Source organism: Streptomyces sp. NPDC001406, from assembly GCF_042895285.1.
GTDB lineage: Bacteria > Actinomycetota > Actinomycetes > Streptomycetales > Streptomycetaceae > Streptomyces.
On record NZ_JBIAWG010000017.1, the window covers coordinates 151,445 to 170,296 of the forward strand.

Consider the following 18,852-nt stretch of genomic DNA (forward strand, 5'->3'; position numbering starts at 1 on the left):
CGCTGCCACCGCCCTCACCCCCACCACCTGCGCCGCCGTCACCGTGGCCGTCACCCTCGTCACGGTCGAAGATGCCGCCGTGGCCGAAGTGACCGGCATCGCCGCCGCCCTCACCGCCGAAGCCGCCGCCGTGACCGCCGAGGTCTCCGAATCCGCCGAGGTCGCCTCCGGAGCCGAACCCTCCGTCACCGAACCCACCGGGGCCGACTCCGCCGTCACCGAAGCCGCCGTCGCCAAACCCTCCGGGTCCTGCGCCACCGTCACCGAAGCCACCGTCACCGAACCCGCCGTCGCCGAACCCGCCGAGCCCGCCGTCGGCACCACCTTCACCGAACCCGCCGAAGCCACCCGGCCCCCCGGCATCACCTCCGCCGAAGCCACCCTCGGCACCGCCGGCATGTCCACCGAGCCCGCCGAGCCCGCCGAGATCCGAGCCGTCCGCGTTCCCGAACCCGCCGAAGTCACCGGCCTGCCCGAACTCGCCGAATCCACCGCCCACTTCGGTCGGCGACCCGTGGACCAGCCCCCCGTCGAGCAGGCTCTGCGCGCCGGTGGCCGACGCGTCGAAGCCGCCTGCGGTCTCCTGGCCGTGGTCGACCGGAACATCCGGAACATCCGGAACGTCATGGTGGGCCAGCGCATGCGCCGCGCTGCCGAAGAACAGGGACGACTTGGACAGCCGCTGGTCGAGTGCGGCCGGTCCCCCGTCGGTGCCGGACTCGACACGGAGCGAGCGGAGCTCCATGACCTGGGCGGGTGTCAGGCCGAGTCTTCGGGCCACCTCGTCGGTGTCGCCGTCGAGTTCGGCTCTGAAGGCCGGGTCGACGGCCAGGCGGGTCATGGCGTCGCGAAAGGCGTTGTCGGTCATGTCCTCGGTCTCCGTAGATCTGGATGCTGCTGCCGATCCCGGCGGAGCTGAGGATCCCCCCTGGTCGGCGGCAACTGCCATTTCCGGCCATCCCCACCGATGCCTGCAGGGACGGTTATAAGGGGCATGACATGAACCGCGCAAGGCCAAGAGCAGGGCACACCGGGTGCATATGCCTCTGGAAGGAGCCGCCGCGCCCGTGGGTCACCGATCGGATACAGCCAGCACCCGAGCGGGCCTCGCGTCAGGCTTCCTGCCGGAACCGGGCGATCCACTCCGACGTCGCCCGCAGCCCGCCGAACGTGTAGAAGTGCACCTTCAGATCGCCGTGGCGCCGTACGTCGTACTCCCGGGCCAGCGTGCGCAGGAAGCGGTCGGGGCCCGTCGTACCCACGAGGTTGGTCAGCGAGAAGCCGTACTTCCGCGCGATGGAGGCGCTGGTACCGACGCCGAAGCGGGTGGCGTAGCCCATGAGACGGCGCACTCCGGCGGGTCCGGGGACGCCGATGCGGATCGGCAGCTCGACGCCGCGCTCACGCGCCCGCTCCACCCAGGTGAGCACTCGGTCCACGTCGAAGCCGAACTGGGTGATGACGTCGCCCGCGAGCCGCTGGGACCCGAGGACCGCGCTCTTGTCGGTCAGCGCCGACCACAGCGCGTGGTCGGTGATGGCGGGGTGGCCCTCCGGGTAGCCGCTGACGCCGACGTGCCGCACGCCGTGACGCTGGAGGAGTCCGGTGCGGATGACGGTGAGGGCGTCCTCGTACGGTCCCTCGGGGCGGGCGGGGTCGCCGCCGACGACGAACACGTTGTCGGCGGCGCCGTCGGCCCGGAGCCCGGCGAGGAACTGTTCCAGGTCCGCCCGCGAGCCGAGGCGGCGGGCGGATATGTGCGGGACGGGGACGAAGCCGAGGCGTTTGACCGCGCGGGCGGCGTCGAGGCGCATCCCGAGGTTCTCGTTGCCGAGGAAGGTGACGTTGATGCGGGTGCCGCGGGGGATGGTGGCGCCGGCCTCCTCCAGTGCGGGGATGTCCTTGCCGGTCATCTCCAGGGAGAAGTCCTGCAGCAGCGCGGTGATCGGCGCCACCGGCGGGGCCGTGGGACCCGGGTTCATCGTGCTCCTTCGTCTCGGGCCGTCCCGGGCGTCGTGCCGGTACGGTCGAGCACGAATCCGGGGTCCTGTGGCCCCGCCGATGATGTCACGCGCGTCGCCGACGGCACGGGGGAGGGTGCTTCCGCTGCCCGCCGTCCGCCGTGGTCAGCCGAGTCGGGCCGCGAACACCTCGTACGCACGGTCGTCGAAGAGGACGAACCGCGCCTCCTCGACGTCTGTCGATGTGTCCCGCACCGTTTCCACCGCGATGCGAGCCGCATCGTCCATCGGCCACCGGTACACGCCGGTGGAGATCGCCGGGAACGCGACCGTCCGGGCACCCAGCTCGTCGGCTAGGCGGAGCGACTCCCGGTAGCAGGAGGCCAGCAGCTCCGAGCGGTCCTCGGAGGACGACCAGACCGGGCCGACCGTGTGGATCACCCACCGCGCGTCCAGCTCCCCCGCGGTCGTGGCGACGGCCTGGCCCGTGGGCAGGCCCTTGCCGTAACGGGAGGCCCGCAGGGCCCGGCACTCCGCAAGGATCGCCGGTCCCCCGCGCCGGTGGATCGCGCCGTCCACGCCTCCGCCGCCGAGGAGCGAGGAGTTGGCCGCGTTGACGATCGCGTCGGCGGTCTGCCGGGTGATGTCGCCCTGGGCGAGCGTGATGGTGGTCATGGCTGCCTCTATACCAGCCGGGGCTCCGTGGGGCGCTCGCGCAGCACCGGGCCACGGCGGCCGGGTCACGGCTCCTGGCGCAGCCGCCGCCAGACGGCCTTCGCCGCGTTGTGGCCGGACATACCGTGCACTCCGGGGCCCGGCGGGGTGGCCGAGGAACAGATGAAGACCGCCGGGTGCGGGGTGTTGTAGGGGAACAGGGACAGCTTGGGGCGCAGCAGGATCTGGAGGCCCGAGACCGCGCCGGAGCCGATGTCGCCGCCGACGTAGTTGGCGTTGCGGGCGGCCAGTTCGGGCGGACCGGCGGTGGCCCGCGCGAGGACGCGGTCGCGGAAGCCGGGTGCGAAGCGCTCCAGTTGGCGCTCCATGGCGTCCGTGAGGTCGCCGGTCCAGGCGCTGGGCACATGGCCGTACGCCCAGAAGACGTGCTTGCCCTCCGGGGCGCGGGTGGGGTCGACGACCCCCGGCTGCACGGTGATCATGAACGGCCGCTCGGGTGCGCGGCCCTGGCGGGACACGGCGCGCAGGGCGGTGCCGATCTCCGCGCTGTCGGCGCCGATCTGCACCGTCGTGGCGACCCGTGCCTCCGGGGCGGTCCAGGGCACCGGGCCGTCCAGGGCGTAGTCGACCTTGAAGACGCCGGGGCCGTAGCGGTAGCCCTCGTAGTGGTTGCCGAAGCCGGCGATGCGGGCCAGCGCGGTGGGCGAGGTGTCGAAGACGTAGGCGCGGGCGGGCGGCAGGTCGTCCAGCCGTTTGACCTCGTAGTCGGTGTGCACGCTGCCGCCGAGGTCCTTGAGGTAGGCGGCGAGGGCGTCGGAGATCGACTGGGAGCCGCCGCGGGCCACGGGCCAGCCGCGGGCATGCGCGGCCAGTGCGAAGACCAGGCCGATGGCGCCGGTGGCGAAGCCGCTGAGCGGAGCCATGACATGCGCGACCAGCCCGGCGAACAGGGTCCTGGCCCGCTCGTCGTGGAAGCGGCGCATCAGCCAGGTGGAGGGCGGCAGGCCGGTCAGGCCGAAGCGGGCGAGGGTGACCGGGTCGCGCGGGAGCGCGGTGAGCGGCAGCGACATGAAGTCCTGGACCAGGGTGTCCCACTTGGTGAGGAACGGCGCGACCAGTCTGCGGTACGCCCCCGCGTCGCGTGGTCCGAAGGAGGCGGCCGTCCGTGCCACGGAGCGGGCGAGCACCGCGGCCGTGCCGTCCGGGAACGGGTGTGCCATGGGCAGCTCGGCATGCAGCCACTCCAGGCCGTACCGGTCCAGGGGCATCGCGCGGAACGCGGGCGAGTTGATGCCGAGGGGGTGGGCGGCGGAGCAGGGGTCGTGGCGGAAGCCGGGGAGGGTGAGCTCTTCGGTGCGGGAGCCGCCGCCTACGGTGTCGCGGGCCTCGAACAGGGCGACGGAGAATCCGCGGCGGGCGAGCTCGACGGCAGCCGTCAGTCCGTTCGGCCCCGCTCCCACCACGACCGCATCGAACATCGACGGCACCTTCGGACTCCTTCGTCAGCCGACGGCCACTCGGGATCAGGATATGCCGGGGGACCGACAGCCCAGGGGGCGCGGGTGGGCTCGGCGGGGCGCCCCGGGGGCGCATCCTGGCGGGCCCCGGAAGCGGAATCGAGGCGTACGCGGGGTGGACCGGGCAGCGTGCGGGACGGCCGGGGCGGGCGCGCGAAGCGGAACCCGGCGGTACGGGCGCCCTCACGCCGCGGGGAGCCGTGGCTCAGCCGGCGCCGCGCAGCAGTCCCACCACCCGGTGGGCCGTGGCCGCGTCCCGGGCCGCCGTGAACGGGAGGGCGTTGCCGCCGGTGATGCGGAACGGCTCTCCGGTGCGGGTGAGGTGGGTGCCGCCGGCCTCCTCGACGAGGAGCAGGCCCGCCGCATGGTCCCACGCGGCCTCCCAGCTGAAGCCGGTGGCGTCCAACTCGCCCTTGGCGACGGCGAGATACTCCAGCCCGGCGGAACCGCAGGCGCGCGGCGCGACGCCCTCGGCCCACAGGCCGAGCAGGGCGCGCTTCTGCTCGTCCGTCGTGTAGTCCGGGTGGGAGGTGGCTATCTCCAGGTCCCGGCCCGGTGTGGGCGCGCCCGCGAAGAGCCGCTCCCCGTCGAGGAAGGCGCCGTGGCCCCGGACGGCCGTGGCCAGCTGGTCGCGGGCCGGCGCGTAGGTCCAGGAGGCGAGCAGGACGCCCCGGTGGGCGAGCGCGACCAGCGTGCAGAAGCCGGGGTCGCCGTGCACGAACTGCCGGGTGCCGTCGACCGGGTCGACGATCCAGACCGGCGCGTCGCCCCGTATCGCCTCGTACGTCGCCGGGTTGGCGTGCACGGCCTCCTCGCCGACCACGACGGAGCCGGGCAGGAGGGCGCCGAGCGCCGCGGTGAGGTACTCCTCGGCGAGCCGGTCGGCGTCCGTCACCAGGTCGTGCGGTCCGCTCTTCTGGTCGATCTCGTGCTCAGCGAGCCGGCGGAAGCGGGGCAGGATCTCGGTCGCGGCGGCCTTGCGCACCGCCTCTTCGACATCGGCGCAGTGGCGGGCGAGGAACTCTCCCACAAGGGCTTCGTCCAGGGGGGACCCCCAGGTTTCGGTGTCTCCGATCATGCCCTCCATGAGAGCACGCGCCTCTGACAATCCCCACCCGCCCAGTGAACGTGAGATGGAATCCGGACGAACAGCGGGGGCCGATGGTCAGCGGCCCACCGCGTATCCCTGCATGCCCCGCGGATTGGCGGCCGCCGAGAGGATGCCGGTCTCCGGGGCACGGGCCACCGCGCACAGCCGGCCCTCGGACCAGCCGTCGGCGACCGTGACGTCGTGGCCGCGCCGCCTGAGTTCGTCGACGACCTCCGGGGCCGTGCGGGACTCGACGGTCACGCTCCCCGGCTGCCGTCCGCGCGGGTAGAAGGAGCCGGGGAAGCTGTCGTTGTGCCAGTTCGGGGCGTCGATCGCGCCCTGGAGGTCGAGGCCGCCGCGGACGGGGGCGCGCAGGGCGACGGCCAGGAAGAAGTGCAGTTGCCACTGGTCCTGCTGGTCACCGCCGGGCGTGCCGAACGCCAGCACCGGGATCCCGTCGCGCAGCGCGATCGACGGGGTGAGGGTGGTGCGGGGACGGCGGCCTGGGGTGAGGGAGTTGGGCAGGCCCTCCTCCAGCCAGGTCATCTGGAGCCGGGTGCCGAGCGGGAAGCCGAGTTCGGGCACGACCGGGTTGGACTGCAACCAGCCGCCGCTGGGGGTGGCGGCGATCATGTTCCCCCAGCGGTCGACGACGTCGAGGTGGCAGGTGTCGCCGCGGGTGCCGCCGTCGGCGGCCACCTCGGGCTCGGCCGGCCTGCTCGCGAGGGTCGGCTCCCCGACGCCCATCGGGTCGAAGCCGGGCCTGTCGGCGGCCGCCACGCGCGCGTGCTCGCTCAGCCGGGGCGCGCGCCCGCCGGGGCTGCCGGGGCGCAGCTCGTACGAGGCCTTGTCGCCGATCAGCGCCCGCCGCCCGGCGTTGTAGGCGTCCGACAGCAGCTCCCCGAGCGGTACCTCGGCCGCGTCCCCGTACCAGGCCTCCCGGTCGGCCATGGCGAGCTTGCAGCCCTCGATGAGCAGGTGCAGATACTCGGCCGAGCCGTACGGGGGCAGCTCGGGAGGGAGCAGCGCGAGCTGCTGGAGAAGGGCCGGGCCCTGGCTCCAGGGGCCGGCCTTGCAGAGGGTCCAGCCGTTCCAGTCGTACGTCGCGGGGCTCTCGTAGGCCGCGGACCAGCCGGCGAGATCAGTGGCGGTGAGCGTGCCGGCGTGCCGCTCGCCGCTGGTGTCCAGGGTGGGCCGCGCGGCCTGCCGTACCAGTGCCTCGGCGATGAAGCCGCAGCGCCACACCTCCCGCGCGGCGTCGATCCGCGCCTCCCGGTCGCCCGCCCCCTCGGTCTCGGCGAGCAGCCGCTTCCAGGTGGCGGCGAGGTCGGGGTTGCGGAACAGCTCGCCGGGCCGGGGTGCGGTTCCGCCGGGCAGGTACACCTGGGCCGACGAGGTCCACTCCGTCTCGAAGAGGCCCCGCACGCTCTCGACGGTCGCGCCGACGTTCTCCACGGGCGCGTGCCCGTGCTCGGCGTACCCGATGGCGTACTTCAGGACGTCGGCGAGGGACTTGGTGCCGTGGTCGCGCAGCAGGAGCAGCCAGGCGTCGAACGCGCCCGGCACGGCCGCGGCCAGCGGGCCCGTGCCGGGGACGAGGTCCAGACCGAGTCCCCGGTAGTGCGCGACCGTCGCCCCCGCCGGTGCCACGCCCTGCCCGCACAGCACCCGCACCTCACCGCCGGCCGGGGCGAGCAGGATCGGCACCTCGCCGGCGGGCCCGTTGAGATGCGGCTCGACGACGTGCAGCACGAACGCGCCCGCGACCGCGGCGTCATAGGCGTTGCCGCCGTCCTCCAGCACGGCCATCGCCGACTGCGAGGCCAGCCAGTGGGTGGAGGACACCATGCCGAAGGTGCCCTGGAGGGTGGGCCGGGTGGTGAACCGCATCTCTCACCTCACTGGTCGCGAACGCGCGCCACCGCTCGCGACCGCGCGTCGGTCCCATCGTCTCAGCGCAGCGGAGTCGATGGCGTCGAGCGGGCCACGTACGCCAGCCCGTCGTACTCCCGGGCGAGCACCGTCGGAGCCAGGTGGAAGCGGTACGTCACGCGCGGCACCGAGGCGCCGAAGGACCGTACGAACCGGCGGTCCTCCAGCCACTCGGCGACGGCGGGCCGGGCCCGGCCGCCGCGCAGGTCGACGAGGTGATCCTGCGGTGTGACCGAGGCGAGCCGGCCCTCGACCGACCGCGGGCCCGCCGATGCGATGGTGTGCTTCTTGGGCGTGCGCGTCGCGGAGTTCCCGGGGCGGGCGCGGAAGGCGCCCTCGCCGAAGAGCAGGCCGAGGGCGTAGTAGCGCTCCCCGTAGTGGCTTCGGAGATGCTGTCCCATCGCGGGCACGTCTCCCGCGTAACAGTCGGTCATGACATGGCCGTTGTGCGCCCATACGGCCACCTTGCCGGGCGACCGCTCCTCCAGGGCGATCACTTCCTGTGCCATGTACCGGTCCCGGACCGCCAGTGCGCCCGGTTCCTCGCCGTCGCCGCGCGGCGGCCGTGAGGCCACGTCGGCCGCCGCCACGATCCTGCGTGCGTGGCCGAGCGCGTCGTCGACCGTTTCGGCTCCGGCACGTGCTGCGAGTCCGGCCCTGCCCTCTTCGAGGAAGCCCACGAGGGCGCGCGCCTCGGCGAGGATCTGCTGCCTCTGGACGGTGAGGGACCCCGGCTTGGCGTCGGCCAGGGTGCCGAGGATGCCGCCGCCGAGGTCCGCCCGTTCCGGCGCCAGTGTGCGCAGCGCGGCGTCGAGGGCGGTCAGGGCGGGACCGCAGCGCTGGGGGTCGATGCCGACGAAACGCACGGCGCGCTCGCGCGGAACGGTCCGGTTGTGCTCCCGCATCCACTCGACGACGTCGAGCATCTCCCGGGTCCGCCAGGTCCAGAAGCCTAGGCCCGCGAGTGCGTCGGCGGCGTCACCGGTGCCGTGCAGCACATGGTCGTCGACGGCCCGCGCGGCCGAGGCGCTGGCCTCCATCGCCAGGGCGGTGCACCCCATTTCCTCGACGAGGAACCGCAGTAATCGATGCTTGAGCCGGAAGAATTCCGCGGTCCCGTGCGTCGCCTCCCCCATCCCCAGAACTCGTACGTCGTTCAAGGTTTTTCGCAGCGGCTCCAGTTCGCCGTGATCCGGTTCCGATGCCTCGGCGTGCAAGTCCCGCAACGGCAGAGCATTCTCCTTCAGCCACCGTTGCACTTCCTCGGTCATCGTTCATTCCTTTCGCGTCACCTCTCGGCAAGGTGAGCCTAGCCTTCACACGATCAAGTCCGGCTGTGCGAGGCGGATTTCGGCCGAGATTTCGGCGAGGTCCTCGACGGCGGCATTCCAGCCGTGCGCAAGACCCACACCCGCCGAGTTGAGGACCACCTCGTCCACACCGGCCCGGGCGTATTCGCCCAATGCGGCCGTCACTTCCCGCGGAGTTCCGTAGACGAATGTTCCCGAGTCGACCAGGGCGCGCGCGTTGAGATAGGGCTGTGACGGGTGCACCCGCAGCCCCGCGCGTTTCAGCATGTCGGTGTAGTGCGGTGCGCCGAGGTGCGCACGGGCGGCCGTGAAGGCGAGTTGGCGGGGATCGCGCCCACTGCGGGCGACGGCGACGTGCACGACGGTGACCAGGCGCGGCACGGGGCGGCCCGCCGCTCGGGCGCCGCGGTGCAGGGCGGGCACGAGGTCACGCGCGAGGTACGCGGGCGGTGTCATCCAGCTGATCGCCGCGTCGGCCAGCTCACCGGCCACCCGGGCGAGCGCCGGGCGCAGGACTCCCAGGCCGATCTCCACACCGGGATGACCGAGATCGGGCAGTCCGGATTGCGCGTAGCCGCCCCCGGATGCTTCCTCCCCCGGCTCACCCTCCTCCGGCCGCTCACCGAGAAATCCGCGCAGTTGGCGGAGATAGCCGGCGCACGCGGCTCTCGGGCTCTCGTAGGGCTCACCGCGCAGACTCGCCACGAAGTCGGGTGATCCGGGGCCGACCCCGAGCGTCATCCGTCTGCCGGTCAGACGGGCGAGGGAGCGGGCGTGTGCCGCCGCCTCCATCGGATGGCGCAGTGGCATCAGGGTCACGGACGTACCGACCGGGAACCGGAATCCCATGCCCGCGAGGTAGGCGAACAACTGATGGGATTCGATGGTGAGGGACTGGCCCTGCCACAGCCGTGCCAGGTCCCCTCCCGCGACGAGTTCCGCGAACGGAACCGCGTCCGTGGGGTCCTTGGGCATGACGGGGAAGATGACCGACGTTTCCATGAACTGGCCTTCACTGAGAGGCGGGTTCGCCGAGATATCCCGCTGCCTGCAGATTGAACAGATGGGCGTAGACGCCGTCGGCGCCGAGCAGGTCGTCGTGGGTGCCCTCCTCGATGACCCTGCCCCGGTCCAGGACCACGATCCGGTCGGCGATGCGTACCGTGGAGAAGCGGTGGGCGATGATCAGGGAGGTGGCCTCGCCCGCGATGTCGCGCAGCCGGCCGAAGATCTCGGCCTCGGCCTCGGCGTCGATCGCCGACGTGGGTTCGTCGAGCACGACCACGGGAGCCTTCCTCATGAAGGCCCGGCTCAGGGCCACCTTCTGCCACTGACCGCCCGACAGCTGCCGGCCCTCCTCGAAGTGCCTGCCGAGCATGGTGTCGTAACGGTCGGGGAGGTCCGCCACGATGGTGTCGGCTCCGCCGGCCGTCGCGGCGGCCTGCATGCGCTCGTCGTCGTCCATCGCCTCGACCCGGCCGAAGCCGATGTTGTCGCGGACGGACATCTCGTAGCGGATGAAGTCCTGGAAGATGACGCCGATATGGCGCTGCAGGTCGTCGAGGTCGTATTCCTCGATCGGTACATCGTCGATCAGGATCCGGCCGCCCGTCGGCTCGTAGAGCCGGGTCAGCAGTTTGACGACGCTCGTCTTGCCCGCTCCGTTCTGGCCGACGAGCGCCACGCACTCCCCCGCGGGCAGCAGGAAGTCGACGCCGTCCAGGACGAGCCGGTCGGTGCCGGGGTAGACGAAGCTGACGTCGCGGAACTCGATGCCCTTGCGCAGCTTCGCCGGGAACGGCCGGGTTCCGCCGATGATCCGGCGCTCCGGAAGGTCCAGGAACGCGAAGAGGTTGCCGAGGAACAAGGTGTCCTTGTAGAGCGAGGCGATGCCCAGGAGCATGCCGTGTGCCGACGCCTGGATGGCTCCCATGGACTGCAGATAGCCGGCCAGCCGGCCCACCTGTCCGTCGTCCGCGGCCGAGGCGATGGCCCACAGCAGCGCGCCGGAGGAGGCGAGGACGCTCAGCGCGCCCAGCGCGCCGACGATGGCCGACTGGCTGCGCGCCAGCCGCCGGTCGACCCGGAAGAACTCCCGGGCCAGCCTCTGGTACCGCTCGACGAAGTGCGGTCCGAGCTGGAACAGGCGTACTTCCTTGAAAGAGTGATCCGTCGTGGTGAGGTACTGGTAGTAGTACATCCGCCGGCGATCGGCCGCGCGTCCGTACTCGACGGCGTACGCCTTGTGCGTGTAGATCATGTGGGCGACCACCGACGGGACCGGTGACAGCAGGATGAACACGGCCACCCAGGGCGACCAGGCGAACAGCACGATGCTCACCGAGACCGCGGTGACCAGCTCGCGGCTGACCGTGAGCAGCTCCGAGAACAGCTGGTAGATACGGCCTCCGCTGCTCTCCTGGAAGGCGCGCTGGAGGTTGTCGTACGACTCGGCGTTCTCGTACTGCTCCAGGTCGAGCCGGGTGCCCTTGACCATCACCTGCTCGCCGATCCTGGTGGTGAGTTCCAGGCGGAGCAGCGAGTCCAGGTACTGTCCCCACACGTCCAGCGCGTGTCCGGCGACGGCGATCAGCAGCAGGGCGACGCCGGCCCGCAGGGCCTGGCCCTGTGCGCCGTCGCTGCCGCCCGCGGCGTGCGCGACGGACTGCACCGCGCTCGCCGTCAGGGCGACCTGCACGCCCGGGATCGCGGCCGACAGGACCGAGACGACGGCGAACGCGGTGACCTTCCGGGCGCTCAGCTTCCAGAACAGCCGCAGCACGCGGAGCCAGATCACTTGGCCTCCTCGGCGGCCAGCCGGCCGCGCAGGGCGCGCAGGGTGTGCCGCAGCAGCCCGTAGCAGCGCTCCTCCCGGGTCCGGTCGATCGGCAGGAGGCGGTTGACCTGCATATGGGCGAGGCTGCCGAGGACATGGGGGAACGGCATCGCGAGACGCTCGCGTCCGGCGGCCTCGCCGACCGCCGCGGCCGCGGCGCGGACGGCCGGCTCCTGGGGCGCGAGGGCCGCCGCGACCCGCAGGCGGTGGTCCCGGCCCCTGTCATGGGTGAACCGGTCCCAGGGCAGCAGCAGTTCGCAGAGGTAGTCACGTCGCTTGCGGAAGTCGTCGCGGGTGGCGCCGTCGTCTACGTGGCCGGGGAGGAGGTCCAGGCGGTCGGCGAGCGGGACGCCCCACTGGTGGAAGAGGGTGTCCACCGCGGCCATGGCCAGGTGCTCGTCCGTCAGCTCCGGCAACTCCAGGCGTTCCGCGATCAGTTGGGCGGTGGCGTCGCTGTTCGCCCCGAAGAGCCGCTCCATCGCGTCGAAGGTGTCGGGGCCGCCGTAGCGCAGGGTCTCGGGACAGTAGCTGTCCATGGCGAGGTCCTGGGCGAGTCCGCTGTCCACCACGCTCTTGCCCCAGGCGCCGAGCCGCCCGAGCGTCTCCGGCCTGTCGCTGCGCACCCGGATGCGCAGGTGCGGGCGCGGATCGGCGTACCGGATGTAGAACCACCGGTCCATGGCGTCCTGGGCGCGCAGCTCCGCGACGAGTTCGCGCAGTGGACCGGCGATGATCTCGTCGTGGCGTTCGAAGGCGGCGTACAGCTTGATGTACGACCATTCGCTGCCCGGTACGTATCGCCGTGCCGGGATCTCCACCTGGAGTCCGGCCCCGTCGCGCCGGACGGTCTCGGGGCCGGCGGCCACGACGGGGACGACGATCTCCTCCGTGTACCGCCGCCCGGTGTCGTCACTCAGCCAGTGGTGCGTGAAGTCCGGCAGCATCTCGTGGAGCAGCACGGCCGCACCGCCCTTGCGGCGGACCTCCTCGCGCAGTTCGGCGACGCAGCGTGGGTGGTCGAGGTCGAGCAGCAGCCGGTTGTCGTGCTCCACGAGGTACACATGGCGCGGTACGTGCCACCGCTCGCGCCATGCCGTGAGGTCCGCGAGGCCGCGGCCGTCCAGCCGCCACTCGGCGGGCCGGAGCACCACCTTGCCGCGGGTCACCCGGGGCAGGAACGCCGCGTGGGACACGGGGCCCCAGTGGAATCCGCCGGGCATCACACACCCGTCCTGCGAGGCCTCCAGCAGGAAGCGGGCGACGTTCGGGGCGGCCAGCGGGCTGAGCATGTGGTGCTGTGTCACGACGACCTCGCGGTCGAGCCGCCGCGACCACAGGTGGAACCGCCGGTCGTCGGCGCCCACCAGGATGTCGTCCAGGGGCAGTACGCGGTCGGCGGGCACCGACGGCCCGGTGTTGACGGGTATCTCGTATCCGCGCAGGCCCGGGTGTGCGGCGACGTTGCCGGCCCGGCCGTAGGTGGGGAGGTAGGCCAGTTCCGCGTGGACCACGTGCGGCTGGAGCTCCTCCTCCCGCCGGGCCAGGTCGCGCAGCCGGTCCACGAGGCGGTCGCCGAGCAGGTCGAAGAAGCGGCCGAAGGTGCGCCCGCCGTGGGCGAGGCCGTCGGCGCGGACGACGGCCCGCCACTCGCCCCGGTCGACGGCCTGCCGGTCGGCGGCCTCCAGTTGCAGGTAGAGGTCCATCGTGGGCAGCAGCGGTCCCGGAGACGCCTCGGGGGCGAGGCGGTCGAGCCAGGAGTCGGTGAGTTCCGCTTCGAGGGACCGGTCGCGCCAGGCCCGCTGCACGAACTCGACGACGGCACGGTCGTAGTTGGAGGTGTTCTCGGGCTCGATGCCGCCGGTCGGCCCGGCCGTGCGGGGCGGCTCGGTGTAGGACTCGGGCGCGTCCAGGCCCTGGTCCGGGCTGAGCAGTTCCAGGACGGGGACGCGTACGCCCTGGCCGTACCGTTCGAGGAAGTCCTCCCGGTACCGCGTCAGATGGGAGTTGCCGGGGCCGGTGGCCGCGCTCAGACGCATCAGGACGTCCACCGTGTCGGCCGCCGCGTCGGCGACGGAGCGATTCAGCTCGTCCGACCGCAGGTCGATGGTGGAGTCGAGCTGGTAGGTCTGGCCCGTGTAGCCCGGTACGAGCTTTTCCTGGGCGGCGCGCAACTGCGCGAACGAGGCCGGGTCGTCCGCGTGCCGGACCAGCTCGACGACCTCCCGCAGCCGCTCGACCGCGTCGGCCGCCTGCGGGACTTCGGCCAGCCGGTCGAGCAGGTACTCCTCGGGCCTGGCCGACGTCTGGGGCGGACGCAGGTCACTGGTGAGGAAGTTCAGGTCCCACAGCCGCCGCACCAGGCTCTCCTTGGCCGCGGCGGACGCCTCGGGGAAGGCGGCCGACAGCGCGTCGATGATCTCCTGGTACGTCACGGGGGTCGCGGCGGTGTCCAGGACGGTGTGGACGGCGGGGGTCGCCCGCACACGCACCGACGTGCGGTCGCTCCTGCCGTAGACGTCGGCGTGCGGCAGGACCATGCGGTCGCCGGAGACATGGGCCGTGGCGTTGCGGACGATCCCGAGCCCGCGCCAGATCTCCTGGTCGCTCTCGAACCGCTCGATGCAGGCGAGGATCCACGCCATGTCCGCGCGCACCCGGGCACCCCCGATGGCCGGGCTCTCCAGCCGCGCGGTGGTGCGCCCGGAGAAGGTCCCGGCGGCCACGCCCGAGAACGCCCCGAAGGGGGTGGGCCGGGTGGACATCCTGGTGAGATAGCGCCACAGCCGCGAGTGCAGGCGCGCCACGCTCTTGGGGGACATCCGCTCCAGGTGGGCGAGCCCTTCCGCCAGGCCCTCGCTGGCGACGAAGACCGCCCGCCGGACCTCCGGGTCGTGGGCCAGCCGTAACAGGGCGTCGGAGGTCTGCTCCGGGTCGCTCATGAAGTCGAGATAGGTCTGCACGGGCAGCGCGGGAGAGCGCAGCAGGTAGAAGTCGGCGGGTACGTACCGGGACATGCGCATCACCTTGCGAAGAAGGCCCGGAACCAGGCCGGACGGTCGTCGTTCAGGGCCGCGAGGATCGCGAGGGCCACGCCGGCGGCTCCGGTCAGCAGGCCCGGGTCGTCCACCAGGTGTCCGGGCAGCTCGTGATCGGCGAACACCGCCGGACGTGTCTCGTCGGCGTGGTCGAGCAGCCGGTCGAGCAGGACCGGTGTCCGGTCGCGCGCCAGGCGGCTCCAGGGTGCGAACGCGCGGCACATCATCAGCAGTCCGGCCTGTCCGTGACACAGGGTGGGCGACAGCGGCCCGGCCTGCTCTGCCCTGCGCAGGACGGCCTCGAACGCGGTGACCGCGGTGGTCAGCAGGTCGCTGTCACCGGTGGCGCGGGCGATGTCGAGCAGGGCCGAGGCGACACCTGCGGTGCCGTAGCACCAGGCGATCTGATCGTGGCCGTGGGTCCGGGGCTGTTCCTCGCCGTGTTCGTCGACCGCCACGCCGTCGTGCCACAGCGGGCCGAACTCGTCGGCGGCCCGGTGCCTCAGGATCCAGGAGGTGAGGGTGGTCACGGCCGATTCGAGTCCCGGGTGCCGGTGGCCCGAGGCGGCGGCCGCCGCGAGCGCCGCGGCGACTGCGGGAACGCCGTGCGAGAAGCCCAGGTTGAGGTACCCGTGGGGATATTTGGCGTGGTAGTCCCCGACGGGTGGGTAGACGTCGGGGACGAGCAGCCAGCGGCGCGGGGTGCGCTCGGTCTGCGCCGGTTCGCTCAGCCACACCAGAAAGCCGAGGAGCCGGCGCACGGCCTCGCGGACTCCGGGGCTCGGGTCCTCGACCGTGACGAGGTACGCGAGTACGCCGGCCGCGCCGCCTATCCAGTCGTAGTCGGCGTCGCTCAGGACGCGTTCGACGGCCGGGTAGTCGGTGTCGAGGACCTGGGCGGCGAGCTGCTCGTGCATGCGGTGCAGGCTCGGCAGGAAGCGCGGTTCGTCGGCGGCGCAGTCGGCCAGGGCCAGGGCAAGTCCACTGGTTCCGCCGAAGATCCCGGGACTCTCCAGCGGTACGACCCGGGTGCTGAGCACGGCCTCCCGGATGTGTGCGAAGGCGGTCTCCCGGTCGCCGAGCCCGGCGCGGGCGGCGTACAGGTGCAGCAGCGCGGTTCCGGCCTGACCGTGACTGAGGCTCGGCGGGTACCAGCCCACGGGGTGCACCGCCTGTTCCGCGGCGGTCAGGGCCAGTTCGGCCACCTGGTCGGTGGTCGAGGTCCGTTCGGCGACGAGACGGACCGCGCGGTGTGCGCGGTCGGTGAGTGAGTCGTCGTCGCCCCGAACCGGCCCGCCGGCCGTCTCCCGGTTCTCCAGCATGTCCATCCCTCGTGTCGCGGCCGTTCGGCGTCGCAGTGGAAACGGGTGTTGCCGTGCTGAGCCCACGGCAACACCCGTTGTCGAACGTGGGCCCGTTCAGGGCGTCGGGCCCGGCCCGTTCAGGGCTTCGTCACGTCAGGGCTTCTTCACGCAGCCCGAGGTGCAGATGCTGGTGCAGACGCAGGTGCAGGTGCCTCGGCAGGTCACGCGCGTGCAGACCGAGCGCGTGAGAAGCGACGAGATGGACGCCGGTGCGCGGTCCACACCGGCCGCGGACGGCGAGGTGACCCGGACGTCCAGATCGAATTCGTTGCCGGCCATGTCATTTCCTTTCCGGTGATGAATTCCGCCCGAGGGCGGAATGACGCAGAAACGGCCTCTGCGTGATTCCTATTCTCCTCGCCGGCCGCACCGGCACATATTGTCGTCGGCGACAGTATTCCGAAAGACGTAGGACGCCAGACAGAGACTCAGACGTGAATGCAGTTCCAGCTTTTCGGTAATGGCCGACAGATGGGCGCGCACGGTCCGTTCGGTCAAATGGAGCCGGTTCGCCATGTCCTCGTTGGACAGCCCTTCCGCCATCATGACGAAGACCTCCGACTCCCGCGGAGTCAGCCGGTCCAGTCTCTGCAGGGCGGCCGTCCACTGGGGTTCGTTTCGACGGGCTTCCTGTAGGTCGCGGGCGGGTGAGGTCACAGCGCCGGCTCCTGCGCGGAGTTCTGCGCCGACTCCTGCGCGGACTTCTCCGACTGGATCAGATGGCTTTCGACCAACTGCCCGTACATACGGTCACGAACGAGGAGTTCTTCATGGGTGCCCACGGAGCTGACCCGGCCGCCGTCCATGACGGCGATCCGCGGCGCGGCACGGACCGTCGACAGCCGGTGGGCGATGACCAGCAGGGCACAGCGTTCGGACACCTTCAGCAGGGCTTCGGCGAGTTCGGCCTCGCTGATGGTGTCGAGGTGCGAGGTGGGCTCGTCGAGCACCAGCAGATCGGGCTCGGCGAGCAGGGCACGGGCGATGGCCACGCGCTGACGCTCGCCGCCCGACAGCCGCAGCCCCCGCTCCCCCACCTCGGTGTCGAGCCCGTCCGGCAGGCGCCGTACGAGCGGGCCGAGGTCGACGGTGTCGAGCACGTCGCGGACGGCGTCCTCGGACGCGTCCGGCGCGGCATAGGTGAGGTTGTGGCGCAGTGATCCGTAGAGCAGTGGCGTGTGCTGTTCCACCAGCGCCACGTGCCGCCGGTAGGCCCGGTGTTCCAGTCGTCCGAGGTCGGTGCCACGGAAGAGCACCGCTCCCTCGTCCGGGTCGTGGAAGCGCTCGATGAGGGAGGTCACGGTGGTCTTGCCCGCGCCGGATCTGCCCACCATGGCGAGGTAGCCGCGCTCCGGGATCTGCAGGGACACCCCGCTCAGGACCTGGCGGTCCCCGTAAGCGAAGGAGACGTCCCGCAGTTGGAGCAGCGGGCCGGAGCCCGGGGCGGGGACCTCGCAGGGGTCCGGGGTGGTTTCCACGGGCAGCTTCAGGGTTTCCTGAATGCGTTTCAGGGATCCGAGGCCGCGCTGGATGAGGCTGATCGCGCTGAAGAGGCCGGCCAACGGCATGACCAGATAGGTCGCGTAGAGCAGGAAGGCGACCAGCTCGCTGATCGTCATGTCGCCGTTCGAGACCCGTACGGCGCCGATGAGCAGGACGAGCAGGAACGAGCCGTTGACCGCGACCTCCATCATCGGCGACACGAGGGAGCCGAGGCGCGCGGAGCGCACCCCGCTCGCGCACGCGGCCTCCGCGTCCGCCCCGATGCGTTCGGCCTCACGGAGTTCGGCTCCGCAGGCGCGCACGGTCCGGATGTTGCCCAGCGCCTGTTCGAGATCGGCCGTCATGGTGCCGACGTCCGTGAGGGACTGCTCGGTGGCCCCGCGGATGCCGGTCATGACACCGGCGACGACGATCGCCGCGGCGACGATCGTGGCGATGACGACGGCGAACATGACGGGGTCGAGCCACAGCATCAGTCCCGCCGTTCCGACGGCGGTGAGCGCCACGGTGACGAGCTGGACGAAGCTGCCCGCCACCATGTCGCGCAGCACGGTCGTGTCCGTGCCCACGCGGGAGAGCAGATCGCCGACCCGGTGGCGGTCGAAGGCGTCGATACGGACGAGCAGCAGCCGGTTCGTCAGGTTCTTGCGCAGCCGCAGTACGACGCCCTCGCCGACCACGTCGAGCAGGAACTGGCCCACGCCCTCGATGCAGGCCTGGGCGGCGAACAGCCCCGCGAGCAGCAGGGCCGGGCCGAGCAGCGACTGCCCGGTCCCCACCCGGTCGATCAGCCGCATCGTCATCAGCGGCTGCAGCAGCCCGAGCGCGGTGCCGACGACCGTCAGCGTGAGCGCCCAGACGACGGTCGTCCGCCGCTGCAGGAGCAGCGCGAACAGGTCGCGGATGCCGACGCGTTCATCCTCGGCCGTGCCGGCCATCGGTTGCCTCCCTCGTGTGGTGCGGTGCCACGCTGATCAGCACCCGGAAATAGCCCTCGGGGGCGCCCTCGCCCACCATGCGTCCGTCGGCCTCCACCCAGGCGTGCGCGGCGAACGGCGGGGCGGTACGGACCCCGACGCACCAGGTCGGCCAGCTGCCCCGGGCGCGGCACAACAGCGCGGTCGCGATCGACCGCTGCAGGCATCCCTCGCGTCCGGCGCACACCAGGCTGACGGTGGTCACCGCGTCCCGCGCGGCCGCCGCCCGCTCGAACCCGGCCGGCCGGGCGCCACGGGCGAGCGCGGTCAGCAGCCGACGGATGCGGTCCGGCGGGAGACGGGTGAGCGGCTTGGCGACCGCCACGGCCAGGCGCGCGGCGAGCCGCGCCCGCCGGGGGACCTCGGACCGGGCGCGCAGTACGGTCTGGAAGCTCACCGGTCGACCAGCCTCGCCTCGACCAGCGCCGCGACGAGCGCCTCGGCGTCGGACCGCGCCCTTTCCGCGCCGACCTCAAACTCGGCGGTGAGCCGGGTGATCACCGCGTCGAGGTCGCCGCCCGACATCAGTTCGTCCAGCACCAGGCTGCCCGTGGGGTTGAGCTCCCAGTACTTTCCGCTGCGCCCGTCCAGCAGGATCTTTCCGTAGTCGGTCTCCACCAGTGACACGTCGGCTCTCAGCCGCATGGGTTCC

The 18,852-nt window shown here is 72.1% G+C and carries 15 protein-coding genes and 1 pseudogene; all 16 read right to left on the minus strand.

Features of this window, described 5'->3' with window-relative positions:
* A pseudogene (locus ACFY1J_RS35470) lies at positions 1-868 on the minus strand (hypothetical protein); the annotation flags it as partial.
* Positions 869-1,112: 244 nt separating this feature from the next.
* Entirely contained in the window at positions 1,113-1,982 is an 870-nt protein-coding gene (locus ACFY1J_RS35475) for a methylenetetrahydrofolate reductase (RefSeq protein ID WP_390732623.1), read from the minus strand.
* Positions 1,983-2,126: 144 nt separating this feature from the next.
* Entirely contained in the window at positions 2,127-2,636 is a 510-nt protein-coding gene (locus tag ACFY1J_RS35480) for an O-acetyl-ADP-ribose deacetylase (protein WP_390707103.1), read from the minus strand.
* 65 nt (positions 2,637-2,701) lie between these two features.
* Positions 2,702-4,114, minus strand: coding sequence for a phytoene desaturase family protein (locus tag ACFY1J_RS35485; protein ID WP_390707104.1), 1,413 nt, complete (start codon positions 4,112-4,114; stop codon positions 2,702-2,704).
* A gap of 244 nt (positions 4,115-4,358) precedes the next feature.
* Complete coding sequence (locus ACFY1J_RS35490) at positions 4,359-5,231, minus strand: inositol monophosphatase family protein (RefSeq protein WP_390707105.1); 873 nt, start codon at positions 5,229-5,231, stop codon at positions 4,359-4,361.
* 87 nt (positions 5,232-5,318) lie between these two features.
* Positions 5,319-7,133: a gamma-glutamyltransferase family protein gene (locus ACFY1J_RS35495; protein WP_390707106.1), complete on the minus strand. Its 1,815-nt coding sequence runs from the start codon at positions 7,131-7,133 to the stop codon at positions 5,319-5,321.
* A gap of 62 nt (positions 7,134-7,195) precedes the next feature.
* Entirely contained in the window at positions 7,196-8,446 is a 1,251-nt protein-coding gene (locus ACFY1J_RS35500) for an erythromycin esterase family protein (RefSeq protein ID WP_390732624.1), read from the minus strand.
* Between the two features lie 45 nt (positions 8,447-8,491).
* Complete coding sequence (locus tag ACFY1J_RS35505; RefSeq protein ID WP_390707108.1) at positions 8,492-9,460, minus strand: LLM class flavin-dependent oxidoreductase; 969 nt, start codon at positions 9,458-9,460, stop codon at positions 8,492-8,494.
* Between the two features lie 37 nt (positions 9,461-9,497).
* Entirely contained in the window at positions 9,498-11,282 is a 1,785-nt protein-coding gene (locus ACFY1J_RS35510) for an ABC transporter ATP-binding protein (RefSeq protein WP_390732625.1), read from the minus strand.
* Positions 11,279-14,335 carry a lantibiotic dehydratase gene (locus ACFY1J_RS35515; RefSeq protein ID WP_390732626.1) on the minus strand — a complete coding sequence of 1,019 codons (3,057 nt, stop codon included), beginning with the start codon at positions 14,333-14,335 and terminating at the stop codon, positions 11,279-11,281. Before ACFY1J_RS35515 ends, ACFY1J_RS35510 begins: the two co-directional genes overlap by 4 nt.
* Before the next feature lie 5 nt (positions 14,336-14,340).
* Positions 14,341-15,678, minus strand: coding sequence for a lanthionine synthetase C family protein (locus tag ACFY1J_RS35520; RefSeq protein WP_390732627.1), 1,338 nt, complete (start codon positions 15,676-15,678; stop codon positions 14,341-14,343).
* A gap of 135 nt (positions 15,679-15,813) precedes the next feature.
* Positions 15,814-15,999: an FDLD family class I lanthipeptide gene (locus ACFY1J_RS35525; protein ID WP_363294652.1), complete on the minus strand. Its 186-nt coding sequence runs from the start codon at positions 15,997-15,999 to the stop codon at positions 15,814-15,816.
* A gap of 69 nt (positions 16,000-16,068) precedes the next feature.
* Positions 16,069-16,377 carry a response regulator transcription factor gene (locus ACFY1J_RS35530; RefSeq protein WP_390707112.1) on the minus strand — a complete coding sequence of 103 codons (309 nt, stop codon included), beginning with the start codon at positions 16,375-16,377 and terminating at the stop codon, positions 16,069-16,071.
* Positions 16,374-18,161, minus strand: a complete 1,788-nt coding sequence (locus tag ACFY1J_RS35535) for an ABC transporter ATP-binding protein (protein WP_390707113.1) — start codon at positions 18,159-18,161, stop codon at positions 16,374-16,376. Before ACFY1J_RS35535 ends, ACFY1J_RS35530 begins: the two co-directional genes overlap by 4 nt.
* A complete protein-coding gene (locus ACFY1J_RS35540) occupies positions 18,139-18,597 on the minus strand; it encodes a lasso peptide biosynthesis B2 protein (RefSeq protein ID WP_390732628.1) in 459 nt (152 codons plus the stop codon). Before ACFY1J_RS35540 ends, ACFY1J_RS35535 begins: the two co-directional genes overlap by 23 nt.
* Entirely contained in the window at positions 18,594-18,845 is a 252-nt protein-coding gene (locus tag ACFY1J_RS35545) for a lasso peptide biosynthesis PqqD family chaperone (protein ID WP_390707115.1), read from the minus strand. Before ACFY1J_RS35545 ends, ACFY1J_RS35540 begins: the two co-directional genes overlap by 4 nt.
* Positions 18,846-18,852: the final 7 nt, after the last annotated feature.